Source organism: Achromobacter sp. FW305-C-30-7, from assembly GCF_058783105.1.
This window is the reverse complement of record NZ_JBYSYI010000014.1, coordinates 25,398-37,133: the sequence shown is the minus strand read 5'-3', so window position 1 is coordinate 37,133 and position 11,736 is coordinate 25,398. Positions and strand designations below refer to the sequence as shown.

The window sequence follows — 11,736 nt, the reverse complement described above, 5'->3', positions numbered from 1 at the left end:
GGACTCACTATGCAACCTCCCATTGACAGCTCGGCTTCGGCGAACCTGAATTCGCATGCGGCCATGGTGTTGCTCGTCGACGACCAGGTAATGGTCGGCGAGGCCATCAGGCGCGCATTGGCCACGGAGGGCAATATCGACTTCCACTATTGCTCGGATCCCGAAAAGGCGCTGGCCGTGGCGATCCAGACCCGGCCCACCGTCATCCTGCAGGACCTGGTGCTGCCGGGCGTGGACGGACTGAGCCTGGTGCAGGAGTATCGGGGCCATCCCGTGACGCGCGACATCCCCATCATCGTGCTGTCCACCAAGGAAGACCCGGCAATCAAGAGCGCGGCCTTTGCCGCCGGCGCCAACGACTATCTGGTGAAGCTGCCCGACTCCATCGAACTGGTGGCGCGCATCCGCTACCACTCACGCTCCTACCTGGCGCTGGTGCAGCGCGACGAGGCCTACCAGGCCTTGCGCCAGAGCCAGCAGCAGTTGCTGGAAAGCAATATGGAACTGCGCCGGCTGACCAACTCCGACGGCCTGACCGGCCTGGGCAACCGCCGCTATTTCGACGAATACCTCAACGCCGAATGGCAGCGCGCGCGCCGCGACGGCCGCGAAATCAGCATGCTCATGATCGACGTGGACCACTTCAAGGCCTACAACGACACCTACGGCCACATCGCGGGCGACGAGGCGCTCAAGCGGGTGGCCAACACCATCTTCGCCAGCTGCGACCGGTCCACCGACCTGGCGGCGCGTTTCGGCGGCGAGGAATTCGCACTGGTATTGCCCGGCACGCCGGCGGGCAGCGCGCGGCTGGCCGCCGAGAAGCTGCGGCGCGCCGTGGAAGCCTTGCAGATTCCGCAGAAGGACACCGGCGACGGGCCCTGGCTGACGGTCAGCATCGGCACGGCCACGGCGGTACCCCAGGGCGAACAGCCTTGCACCGACCTGATCCAGGTGGCCGACCGCGGCCTTTATCAAGCCAAGCGCCAGGGCCGCAATCGCGTGGTTCCCGGCGTGATGTAGCGAAGGGGCCGGCGGCCCCCATTACCTCCCCAGGCAAGCGGCAGCCGCCTTACAGGTGCAGCCTGGTCGAGGACTTCACCTCGTGCATCGACAGCGTGCTCAGCAGCTCCTTGACCCCGGGCAGGGTGCGCAGGCGGCTGCGCACGAACTCCGAATAGGCATCGAAGTCGCGCGCCACGATGTGCAGCAGATAGTCGTGCTGGCCGGTGGTGTTGTGGCAGGCCAGGACCTCGGGCATGGCAAGCACGCTGGCCTCGAAGGCCTGGCAGGTCTTCTCCGTGTGGTTCTCCAGCGAGATGCTGACGAAGGCCACCACCCCGATACCCAGCGCGCGGCGGTCCAGCACGGCCTGGTAACCGCGGATGGCGCCGGACGACTCCAGGCGCTTCAGGCGTTTCCAGCAGGGCGAAGCCGACAGCGAGACGCGCTCGGCCAGTTCGGCGTTGCTGAGCCGGCCATCTTCTTGAAGGATTTTCATGATTTTCCAATCGATCGCGTCAAGTTGATGTAACAAGGCAGTGTCTTTCATGAAATCCGGGGAGTAGGAAATATCGTTTCCCATTATCCATTTCTGGCGACGCAAATGGAAAGAATCTTGCCTGCGCCTGCCGCCATACTTCCATGCAGCCCGAGGCGGGGGGCGCTATCGTCTTCGCATGCGTGACGCGCCTGCCCGGCGGCCCGTCCGGGCACCCGGAAACCAGACAGAGAGGCACACCATGAGTTACTCCAGCTATCACAAGAAGGACATCTTCGGCCGCCCGCTGCATGCGGAAACCCAGATGATGTCCTACGGTTTCGACCCCTTTCTATCGGAAGGCGCGGTCAAGCCACCGGTGTTCCTGACGTCCACCTTCGCCTTCCGCTCGGCCGAGGATGGCGCGGCGTTCTTCGACCTGGTCTCGGGCCGCAAGCCCTTGCCGCAGGGCGAGTCGGCGGGGCTGGTGTACAGCCGCTTCAACCATCCCAACCTGGAAATCGTCGAAGATCGCCTGGCGCTGCTGGACGGTTCGGAAGATGCGGCCGTGACCTCCAGCGGCATGTCGGCGATCAGCGCGGTGTTCCTGGCGTTCCTGCGGCCCGGCGACCAGCTGGTGCAGTCGGTGCCGCTGTACGGCGGCACCGAAACCCTGATTTCCAAGATCTTTCCGGAGTGGGGCATAGGCTCGCACCCCATCGGGGACGGCCTGTCGGCCCAGGGCATGCGTGCGGCGCTGGAGGCCGCGGCGGCCCAGGGGCCGGTGCGTCTTTTCTTTGTCGAAACGCCCGCCAATCCGACCAATGCGCTGGTCGATTTCGAGGCCATGAAGAACGAGCTGGACGCCTTCGAAACGCGGCACGGCTACCGTCCCGTGTCGGTGTGCGACAACACGCTGCTGGGTCCGATCTTCCAGAAGCCGGCCGAGCATGGCGTGGACATGTGCGTGTATTCGCTGACCAAGTATGTGGGCGGCCATAGCGATCTGGTCGCGGGCGCCGTCACCGGCAGCAAGGCGCTGGTCAAGAAGGTGCGCGCCATCCGCAGCGCCTTCGGCTCGCAACTGGACCCGCATTCCTGCTGGATGATCACGCGCTCGATGGAGACGGTGGTGCTGCGCATGAAGCAGGCCGCGCGCACGGCGACCAAGGTGGCCCAATGGCTGTCGGGCAATCCGCATGAAAAGGTGCGGATCTTCCATCCCGAGATGATCACCGACCGGGCCTACCAGGAAGTCTACAAGCGCCAGTGCAGCGGGCCGGGCTCGACCTTCGCCTTCGTGCTGGACGGCGGGCGCGCCAAGGCGTTCCGCTTCATCAACGCCTTGCACCTGTTCAAGTCGGCCGTCAGCCTGGGCGGCACCGAATCGCTGATCTGCCATCCGGCGTCCACCACGCATTCCGGCGTGCCGGCGGACGAACGCGATGCGGCCGGCGTGTCCGAAGGGCTGGTCCGCGTGTCCATCGGGCTGGAACACGAGGAAGACCTGATCGCCGACATGGACCACGCCTTCCGCAACTGCTGATGCGTGCCGCAGGCCTGCGGCGCGGGCCTGCCCTCAAGCCGCCATGCGCCGGCGGTTCAAGAGCACGAACCCGGCCGTGACCAGCAGCATCGCCGCCGCGGTGGCGATGACCGCAGCGTAGCCGGTGTCGAAGGCGGTCTTGGCCAGGCGGGTCAGTGCCATGCCCAGGTCCGACGACAGCCCGTCCGCCACGATCAGCGCCTGATCCAGGCTGTCGCGCGCCATATCGGACTGCGGCAGACCTGCCGGCACCGCGAGCGTGTGCGCGTACACGCCGGACAGGATGGATCCCATCAGGGTGACGCCCAGGGCGCCACCCAGCTCATACGAGACCTCTTCGATCGAGGCCGCCATGCCAGCGCGCTCGGGCGTGGCGCTTTGCATGATGGTGCTGGATGCCGCCGTCATGGTGGCGCCTATGCCCGCGCCCAGCACGCACAGGCTGACCATCTGCGGCAGCAGCGCCGCGTCGTAGCTCAACAGATAGCCGGTCATGCCCAGGCCCGAGACCAGCAGCGACACGAACAGCATGGTGGAGCTGTTGACGCGGCCCAGCAGCCAACCCGCCAGCGGACCGGCGATAAAGGCGGCCAGCGACAGCGGCAGGATGAAGAGCGCGGCTTCCAGCGGCGACATGCCCATGACCAGTTGCAGCCGCTGGCTGAACACCAGCTCCATGCCCAGCAGCGCTGCGGCGGCGAATAGCGCGGCCGCCACCGCCGAGCTGAAGCTCAGGTTGCGGAAGATGGCGAAGTCGATCAGCGGATAGGGCCGCGCGCGCTGGCGCCGCACGAACACGGCGAGCATGGCCGCGCCCGCCGCGCACGCCAGGCCGGCATGCAGCCAGGAAGGGTCGGTCTTGCCCAGTTCCTTCAGCGCGTAGGCGCACAGGATCAGGCCGGCCATCACTTGCAGCGAGCCCAGCAGGTCCCAGGGCCGTGAGGCGTCCGGGCGGCTGGCCGGGATATAGCGCCAGGCCAGCGGCAGGGCCAGCAGCACGATGGGCACGTTGATGAGGAACACGGACCCCCACCAGAAATGCTCCAGCAGCACGCCGCCCACGACCGGGCCGACCGCGGCGCCGCCGGAGGCCACCGAGGCCCACACGCCGATGGCAATGGCGCGCTCGCGTTCATCGGCGAAGGTCAGGCGCAGGATGGACAGAGTGGCCGGCATCATCATGGCCGCGCCCACGGCCAGCAGCGCGCGCGCTGCGATCAGCGTGGCGGCGCCGGGCGAATAGGCTGCCGCCAGCGAGGCGATGCCGAACACGACCAGCCCCGCCATGAACAGACGCTTGTGGCCCAGGCGGTCGCCCAGCGTGCCCATGCCCAGCAGCAGGCCGGACACGACCAGCGCATAGATGTTCACGATCCACAGCTTTTCCGACGCGTTGACGTGCAATTCATGCGTCAGCCGGGGCAGGGCGGTATAGAGGACGGTCATGTCGACCACGATCAACAGCAAGGCGCTGGACACGATGGCCAGCACCAGCCAGCGGCCGGGCGCGGCCGTGGCGACAGCGTTCGGTTCAGTCCGCTGCATGGTTCTACTCCTGAAACTGAAACGCCTGCCGCGCCACGTGCGCGGGCGGGGCCGGGATGGCCGGGTCTCAGAGAACGGGATTATCCATCTTGTAATTGGTGGAAAAAAGTTAAGAATCATCTATAAAATAGATGGATAAGGGAGGGATCGAAACGTGCAATGGACACTGGACCAGCTCCGCCATTTCGTCGCCGCAGCCGAATCCGGATCGTTCTCGGCGGCCGCGCGGCGGCTGGGCCGGGCGCAGTCGGCGGTCAGTACGGCGGTGGGTCTGCTGGAAGCTGACCTGGGCCTGGAACTGTTCGACCGGTCGCGGCGCAACGCCACCCTGACCGCCGCCGGCGAGGTCATGCTGCAGGAAGCGCTGGAACTGCTGCGGCAGGCCGGCGCGCTGGAGCAGCGCGCCTTGTCCTTTGCCGGCGGGCGCGAAGCGCGCCTGGCCATCGCGCTGGACGAAGGCCTGCCTTATCTGGTGGCCGACCAGTTGCTCAAGGAACTGGCCGAACGTTATCCGGCGCTGGAACTGACCCAGCTCAACGGCACCGCGACGGAGGTGGCGGACTACGTGGAGCAGGGCCGCGCCAGCCTGGCCTTCCAGTTCGACCGCGGCGATCCCGGCAGCGCCTTCGCGCACCGCCATCTGGGCAATGTGGCGCAAGGCATCTTCGTGGCCCAGGGCCATCCGCTGGCCGCGCTGCCCGAGGTCGGGCGCAACGACCTGGCGCGGCACCGCCAGTTGCTGATGCAGATGGACGGCGTCGATCAGGTGGTGCTGAGCCCTTCGGTCTGGCGGGCCGACAGCAGCTACAACATCGCCGCCATGGTGGCCAATGGCGTGGGCTGGGCCATCCTGCCGCTGAACATCGGTGAATACCAGGGTTTCAGCAATGAACTCGTCAGCGTGCGCTGCGCGGACCTGTTCCTGCCCATGCTGTCGGTGCGCACGCTGTGGCTGCGGGGCGGCAGCCTGAGTGAAACGGAACTATGGCTGCAGCAACGTATGGGCCAGTTGCTGCGGGCGGGGGCGCAGGGGCGGGGCTAGCGGTCAGTCTCGTCGATGCGCCCGCACGACGGGACGCCAGGCGCAGGCCTTCCTGGCTTCAGCTGAGCAGCGCGCTGACCAGGTCGCCGCCAGCCCGGCCGCCATTCTTGAAGTTCAGCGCCGTCTGCACGTGTTCCAGATGGGCGTCCATCAGCGCGCAGGCGCGCTCCGCGTCGCCGGCGCGGGCGGCCTCGATGAAGGCGTGATGCTCCTGCGACGAGCAGCTGGCGTCGTGCGAACTCTGGTACAGCACGGTGATGACGGCGCTGCGCGCGGACAGCTCGCGCAGCATCCCCGTCAGCACGGAATTGCCCACGGTCTCGGCCAGCAGGATGTGGAAGTGCCCGAGCAGCCGGTTGCGCTCCTGCACGTCGCCGCCTGCCAGCGCCTGGCGTTCCGCGGCCAGGTGCGCGTCGATGCGGCGATAGTCGGCCGCCGTGGCCCGCGCCACGAATTCGCGCGCCAGGGCCGCTTCCAGGATGCGCCGCACCGCATAGACTTCGCGCGCCTCGTTCGCGTCCGGCTTGCTCACGAACGCGCCCTTGTCCGGCACGATATGGATCAGCTTGTCCTTGGACAGCATCAGCAGCGCGGCGCGGATCTTGGTCCGGCTGACCTGGTACACCCCCGCCAGCGCCTCCTCGCGCAGCCGCGTGCCCGGCGGCAGCTTGTGCGCGACGATGGCCGCCGAGATTTCCTTGGCGATATCGTCGGCGCTGGGGTCGGGGCGGGGTTCCTGGGACATGGTGGGGTAAGGGGGTGAGGCCTGGCTCGGGCCGGTCAGTCTAGCAAAAGGGCAGGCCCGCCGGGGAACGACGGCCTGCCCATATGGCCTGGAAGACCGTGCCGCCTAGCGCCGCGCCGCCAGCGCGCCCATGGCCTGCCGCATGAACGACAGGGTGGCGTCGTCGGTCCAGGTGCCGGCGGTGAGCTCGGGTTCGCTCATCAGCGCATGGCGGAACTTCGCCTGGGTGGCGGGGTCGTCGCCGGCGTAGCTGCGAAACAGATCCAGCCAGCGCCGGGCCAGCGCCAGCGCTGTAGCGGAGTCGGGCGCCGCGCCCGCGTCGAGCGCGTCGCGCACGTCGGCCATCAGTTCGGGCCATTCGCCGATGCGGTCGTCATAGTGCTGCCGCATGTACCGGGCCTCGTCCGGCGCAAGATACTTTTCATAGATCCGCAGCTTGCTTTCCGAGAAGGCGCGCAGCACGTAGTCGCGCATGGCCGGCGAGATGCCGATGTGCGCCTGCATCGCTGGCTCCCGTTCGTGCATCCGGTTCAGCTTGACCAGCAGGCGCGGGTCGCGATTGGTGTCGCGCAGCAGCTGGGTCATCCAGCGCAAGGCCAGCGCTCGCGGCTGTGCTTGCTCGGGCGGGACGCCGCCGTCCATCTGCGCCTGCACCTCCTGGATCAGCGCGAGCCAGGCGGGGTCGGCATTCTGGTTGCTGCGGTACATGGGCAGGCGGGCCAGTTCGTCGGGGGAGAAATACTTGTCGTACATGGTCATGAGTTCCAGAGTGGTTAGCCAATCGGCCAGTTCCGGTTCCCTGCCTTGTGCCAACTGGCCCTGCAGCTGGGCGAGACGCTCGCGCAGCCGGGAGGCCTGTTGGATCTGGCGATCGAGCATCGCGATCTGCTTGGCGATGATCTCGTCCAAGGGAGTGTCGGGCTGGTCCAGATAAGCGCCGATTTCGGCCAGCGGCAATCCGAAGCGGCGCAGCGCCTGGATTTGATGCAGCCGGGCGATGTCGTCGCGGCCATACAGCCGATAGCCGTTGTCGGCGCGCGCCGAAGGCGTGAGCAAGCCGATCGCGTGATAGTGGTGCAGCGTGCGGACCGTCAGTCCGCTCCGCCTGGCCAGTTCTCCTACTTTCAGTTGCACGACATTCCTCCTGTTGATGGCGCGTAACGGACTCTGGGACATGACGTTACGTGAGGGTCAAGCCTGTTGTCGAACCTTCGCGGCGCCGGCCAGCAGCGCGATCGCGGCGATCGCCAGCGGGATGAACGACACCCACAGCACGGTCGCCCAATCGTAGGCCGCCAGCAGGCCGCCCGACGCGAAGGAGCCGACCGCCATGGTGCCGAAGACGATGAAGTCGTTCAGGGATTGCACCTTGGTTTTCTCCTCGGGCCGATGGCATTCCAGCACCAGCGCCGACGCGCCCACGAAACCGAAATTCCAGCCCAGGCCCAGCAGGATCAAGGTCACCCAGAAATGGGCCACGTCGATCCCGGTAAGGCCGATGGCCGCGGACAGGCCGGTAAGCACCAGGCCGGCCGTGACGATGCGTCCGGCGCCAAAGCGCGTGATGAGCCGGCCGGTGAAGAAGCTGGGGCCGTACATGGCGATGACGTGCCATTGCAGGCCCAGGTTGGCGCTTTCCTGCGTATGGCCGCAGATGTGCATGGCCAGCGGCGCGGCCGTCATCAGGAAGTTCATCAGCATGTAGGTGACCGCGCCGCAGATCACCGCCGTGATGAAGCGCGGCTGGCGCGCGATTAGCGCCAAGGGGCGTCCGCCCGCGACTTCGGCCGCGCTGGGCATGGGCAGGCTTACGCCCAGCAGGACCAGGGCCGAGATCGCCGCGACCGCGGCCTGCACGAGATAGGTCGCCGCGAACATATGGACGGGCCACAGGTACATGGTGTACGTGACCAGTTGCGGGCCGACCACGCCGGCCAGCACGCCGCCGCCCATCACGAAGGACAGGGCGCGGGCGCGCCGCGCGGGGGTCACGCCGTCGGCCGCGGCGAAGCGGAACGACAGCACCACCGCGGCGTAGGCACCGCCGAAGAAGGTGCCCAGGCAGAACAGCCAGAACGAACTGAGCACGATGGCCGCGGCGGCCAGCAGGCCCACCAGCACGCCGCAGGCCGTGCCGGTAAGAAAGGCCGCCCGCCGGCCGTAGCGGCGGGCGATGGCGCCCATGGGGAGGATGCAGGCGGCCATGCCGACCACGAAGATGGAAATCGGCAGGGTCGCCAGCGCCTTGTCCGGCGCCAGCATGTCGCCGACGATCGCGCCGGTGGCGTAGACCACCACGGCGTTGGCGCCGGCCAGCGCCTGGGCGATGGTCAGCCGGGCGATGTTGCCGCGCTGCGCCTCTGGCGTGAGTTCAGCGCTGGGCGCGGCCGATGGCGCCGGTGTTGATGCGGACAAGTGGGTCTCCTCGAGGGTTGCGGTTTTAGTTGGTATCGGTAGTGACTTGCTGTACGGCGTCCATGGTCAGGACCACCCGGAACTTCGCATCGCCGGACTTCAGGCGCTGCAAGGCATCGGGCGCGCGTTCCAGGGCTAGAGTCTCGACCATGGGCAGCGCCTCTGCAAGTACGCTGAAATTCAGCGCTTTTTCAGTTTCCCAGGGCGTGCCGGTCATGGACCCGGCAATGACGCGTTCGCCGCCCACCAGAAAGCCCGGCGCGACCTCAAGCGGAGTGCGGCCCACGCCCAGCAGCATCGTCCGGCCTTGCGGCGCCAGCCCGCGCATGGCCTCGGCGATGGCTTGCGTGTCGGTGACGGTGGCGATCAGCGCCTGCGCGCCGCCCATGGCTTGGAGCCGCTGCGCGGCGTCTTCTTCGTGGGTGTCGATGTAGACGTGCGCGCCCAGGCGCAAGGCGTCAGCGGCTATGTCGCCGCCTCGCCCGATGGCGACGACCTTCAAGCCCATGCGGCGCGCGTATTGCAGCGCCATGTGGCCCAGGCCGCCGATCCCCAGCACGGCGACGAGATCGCCGGCTTGCGCGCCGCATTTCCTCAGCGCGTTGAACGTGGCGATGCCGGCGCAGAGTATCGGGGCGGCGTGCGCGGGGTCCAGTTCGTCGGGGATGGAGACCAGCCCGGTCGCCAGGGCCAGCATCATCTCGGCATAGCCGCCGTCCCGGGTCGCGCCCATCACCGGTTGATTCGAGCACAGATTGAACAGGCCCTTGCGGCATGACGGGCAGGCATTGCAATGACCTCCCAGGCGGCCCACGCCGACGCGCTGGCCTATCGACCAATTGATGTCGGCGCCAGGACCGAGGGCGGTGATGCGGCCGACGACTTCATGTCCTGGGACGCGGGGCCGCTGCAAGGCGGGATTGTCGATGTCTGCGGCGTCGGCGCCGCAGACGCCGCAAGCTTCGACGCGCAGCAGGACTTCTCCGGGCCCGGGTTGGGGCGTGGGCCGTTGCACCAGTTCAAGCTGGCCGGGCGCGGGACTCTGGATCGCGCGATAGGTGGCAGCGGGGGTCTTCATCAGGCGGAGTCTCCGGGGAGAGTGGAGGGGGATGGGGTTGCGGATCCGTGCAGCAACCATCGGACGCCGCTGGCGGCAGCGTCAACCGCGCCAGCCAGATAGCCGGGGAACGCGGCGGACCATTCGCTGGCGATGCCGGCCAGACGGTCCTGCCATGGACCGGCGTCCACGGTTATGTCGGGCGCTGCCGCGTGCGCGCTGTTGTCGATGCCATCGGCGGGCGTGGCGGTCAGAGGATCTTGCGCCCAGTCCTTGAAATGCTCCTGGACCGGCGTCAGCGCTTCGGGGCCGAACAACCGCGCGAGCTGCGCGCGGCAATGGGCCATCAGCTCGTCCTGGCCTGCCGAGCGCCGCGCCGCGGCGGGCACGCCCAGGAATCCGAACAGGGCCGGTCCTTGATCCGTGCTGGCATCGTGGACCTCGGCGAGCGGCCCCCGGGCGCTGCGCGCTGCGCCGGACAGGCCCTGCTCGCGCCAGAATGCCGCACCGTAGATGGCCAGGTACTTGGCGTGCGGCGCCATCCAGGTCGGCGTGTCGCGCCATTGCGCTGCCCATGCGGCCGGCAGCGGCGGATCGAAGGCGATACGGGCGTGCGCCAGGCGCGGCGGGACGGCCAGCAGCACGCGCGAGGCGCGAACAATATGGGTCCGCCCCTCGCGATCATGCGCATGCACGTCGACGGCGTGGCCGGTGGCATGCAGCCGGGTCACGGTATGGCTTAGCTTGATGCGCGCCGGATCGAGGCGCGCGCAGGGCCTCGGCCAGACTGCTCATGCCTGCTGCCAGCCGCATGGAAGCCGGGTAGCTGGGGTAGCCCGGCATGCGCGCGGGCGGTCCCGAACGTTCGACCATCATGGCGCCCGCCTCGTACTGCGGGATGAAGGGCAGGCTGAGATCGCGGACGATGGCGGCTAGTTCGGGTTGGATCGCAGGCCAGAACCAGGTGGGGCCCAGATCGTAGGACCCGGCGCCCAGTATGCGGCCGCCGGGCATGTCTCGTCCCTCCAGTAGCAGGTAGTCGGCGCCATGCCGTTCCAACAGAAAGGCGGCGTACAGACCGCTCAGGCCTGCGCCGATGATGACGGTGTCGGCTTGCGGTGTCATGACAGGCTCCGGCCATTTGGATCCGGCAGATGGCCGGTCTTCAGATAGACGGTCGCGCCCGCAGCGCCAGCCGAAAGCACGGTCTGAGCGCCGCGGGCCAGGCGCAGCCAACTGCCTTGCGGGTACGAGCGGTGCGCATCGGCAATCGACCCCGCCAGCACCAGCGCTTCCGCGCCAGCGGGCGCGGCCTCAAGCAGCGGTGCATCGGCGGGCAGGCGCAGCAGGCGGACCTGCTCGACGGACGAGGAGTAGAGCGGGCAAACCGCGCTGTCGTTCTCGCGCTGCCAGGCGGCGGGATCGCGCGTGTCGACGCGCACGGCGGACTGCTCGTCCGGCGGCATTTGCCGCAACTTGACGAAGAGGGTGGCGCCGTTTCTGCTGGACGGCTCATGGCCGGAGCCGGGCGGGTTGCGCAGATACCAGCCTTCCGGAAAGTCGCCGCCGGCATCGGAGAAGACGCCCGACAGCACCAATATCTCTTCGCCGCCGGGATGCCCGTGCCATGGAAAATGGCTGCCCGGCGCATAGCGCACGATGCTGGTGGCGCGCGCCTGCTCGCCGCCGATGCGGTCCAGCAGCACGCGTTCTACGCCGCTTTGCGGCGATGGCACCCAGGGTTGCTGGTCAGGCGTCACGATGACGTTGAGCGAGAAATCGGCATTGATAAGCATGATGCTGGTAGAAAAGCTGTTTCTGAAGTGATGTGCAAGCTTGCTTGCTCCAGCACCTTTTTTCGATGGCAGAACTGTGGTCGTCAGGGCGTATTCTTGGTCAGTCCGCA

12 protein-coding genes are annotated in these 11,736 nt (G+C 67.6%); 3 read left to right on the top strand and 9 right to left on the bottom strand.

From position 1 onward, the window contains the following. Positions 1-9: 9 nt before the first annotated feature. Positions 10-1,023, top strand: a complete 1,014-nt coding sequence (locus tag AC3WOB_RS29645) for a response regulator (RefSeq protein WP_013394306.1) — start codon at positions 10-12, stop codon at positions 1,021-1,023. 49 nt (positions 1,024-1,072) lie between these two features. Here the strand turns inward: AC3WOB_RS29645 and AC3WOB_RS29640 are convergent, their stop codons facing one another. After that, positions 1,073-1,552: an Lrp/AsnC family transcriptional regulator gene (locus tag AC3WOB_RS29640; protein ID WP_080551142.1), complete on the bottom strand. Its 480-nt coding sequence runs from the start codon at positions 1,550-1,552 to the stop codon at positions 1,073-1,075. 190 nt (positions 1,553-1,742) lie between these two features. On the opposite strand from AC3WOB_RS29640, the gene AC3WOB_RS29635 reads away from it, so the two are divergent. Next, positions 1,743-3,026, top strand: coding sequence for a cystathionine gamma-synthase family protein (locus tag AC3WOB_RS29635; protein WP_492276995.1), 1,284 nt, complete (start codon positions 1,743-1,745; stop codon positions 3,024-3,026). A gap of 33 nt (positions 3,027-3,059) precedes the next feature. Here the strand turns inward: AC3WOB_RS29635 and AC3WOB_RS29630 are convergent, their stop codons facing one another. Further along, positions 3,060-4,571: an MFS transporter gene (locus tag AC3WOB_RS29630; protein WP_492276994.1), complete on the bottom strand. Its 1,512-nt coding sequence runs from the start codon at positions 4,569-4,571 to the stop codon at positions 3,060-3,062. A gap of 154 nt (positions 4,572-4,725) precedes the next feature. Between AC3WOB_RS29630 and AC3WOB_RS29625 the strand changes: the two genes are divergently transcribed. Beyond that, positions 4,726-5,613, top strand: a complete 888-nt coding sequence (locus AC3WOB_RS29625) for a LysR family transcriptional regulator (RefSeq protein ID WP_492276993.1) — start codon at positions 4,726-4,728, stop codon at positions 5,611-5,613. A gap of 58 nt (positions 5,614-5,671) precedes the next feature. On the opposite strand, the gene AC3WOB_RS29620 is transcribed toward AC3WOB_RS29625, so the two are convergent. From AC3WOB_RS29620 to AC3WOB_RS29590, 7 genes are all read right to left on the bottom strand, one after another. After that, complete coding sequence (locus AC3WOB_RS29620) at positions 5,672-6,358, bottom strand: GntR family transcriptional regulator (protein WP_492276992.1); 687 nt, start codon at positions 6,356-6,358, stop codon at positions 5,672-5,674. Positions 6,359-6,463: 105 nt separating this feature from the next. Further along, positions 6,464-7,492 carry a MerR family transcriptional regulator gene (locus tag AC3WOB_RS29615; protein ID WP_013394300.1) on the bottom strand — a complete coding sequence of 343 codons (1,029 nt, stop codon included), beginning with the start codon at positions 7,490-7,492 and terminating at the stop codon, positions 6,464-6,466. A 57-nt stretch (positions 7,493-7,549) separates the two neighbouring features. Further along, a complete protein-coding gene (locus AC3WOB_RS29610; RefSeq protein ID WP_013394299.1) occupies positions 7,550-8,773 on the bottom strand; it encodes an MFS transporter in 1,224 nt (407 codons plus the stop codon). Between the two features lie 25 nt (positions 8,774-8,798). Beyond that, a complete protein-coding gene (locus AC3WOB_RS29605; protein ID WP_492276991.1) occupies positions 8,799-9,851 on the bottom strand; it encodes an alcohol dehydrogenase catalytic domain-containing protein in 1,053 nt (350 codons plus the stop codon). Further along, a complete protein-coding gene (locus AC3WOB_RS29600; RefSeq protein ID WP_492276990.1) occupies positions 9,851-10,561 on the bottom strand; it encodes an FAD-dependent oxidoreductase in 711 nt (236 codons plus the stop codon). The genes AC3WOB_RS29605 and AC3WOB_RS29600 overlap by 1 nt, the downstream gene beginning before the upstream one ends. After that, a complete protein-coding gene (locus AC3WOB_RS29595; protein ID WP_492276989.1) occupies positions 10,512-10,955 on the bottom strand; it encodes an NAD(P)-binding protein in 444 nt (147 codons plus the stop codon). The genes AC3WOB_RS29600 and AC3WOB_RS29595 overlap by 50 nt, the downstream gene beginning before the upstream one ends. Then, complete coding sequence (locus AC3WOB_RS29590; protein WP_492276988.1) at positions 10,952-11,626, bottom strand: cupin domain-containing protein; 675 nt, start codon at positions 11,624-11,626, stop codon at positions 10,952-10,954. Before AC3WOB_RS29590 ends, AC3WOB_RS29595 begins: the two co-directional genes overlap by 4 nt. Between the last annotated feature and the right edge of the window lie 110 nt (positions 11,627-11,736).

What these genes read in the sequence shown, in the direction of transcription:
- AC3WOB_RS29620 (WP_492276992.1), bottom strand. Translation starts at nt 6,358, where the DNA reads ATGTCCCAGGAACCCCGCCCCGACCCCAGCGCCGACGATATCGCCAAG.
- AC3WOB_RS29645 (WP_013394306.1), top strand. Translation starts at nt 10, where the DNA reads ATGCAACCTCCCATTGACAGCTCGGCTTCGGCGAACCTGAATTCGCAT.
- AC3WOB_RS29630 (WP_492276994.1), bottom strand. Translation starts at nt 4,571, where the DNA reads ATGCAGCGGACTGAACCGAACGCTGTCGCCACGGCCGCGCCCGGCCGC.
- AC3WOB_RS29590 (WP_492276988.1), bottom strand. Translation starts at nt 11,626, where the DNA reads ATGCTTATCAATGCCGATTTCTCGCTCAACGTCATCGTGACGCCTGAC.
- AC3WOB_RS29605 (WP_492276991.1), bottom strand. Translation starts at nt 9,851, where the DNA reads ATGAAGACCCCCGCTGCCACCTATCGCGCGATCCAGAGTCCCGCGCCC.
- AC3WOB_RS29640 (WP_080551142.1), bottom strand. Translation starts at nt 1,552, where the DNA reads ATGAAAGACACTGCCTTGTTACATCAACTTGACGCGATCGATTGGAAA.
- AC3WOB_RS29595 (WP_492276989.1), bottom strand. Translation starts at nt 10,955, where the DNA reads ATGACACCGCAAGCCGACACCGTCATCATCGGCGCAGGCCTGAGCGGT.
- AC3WOB_RS29635 (WP_492276995.1), top strand. Translation starts at nt 1,743, where the DNA reads ATGAGTTACTCCAGCTATCACAAGAAGGACATCTTCGGCCGCCCGCTG.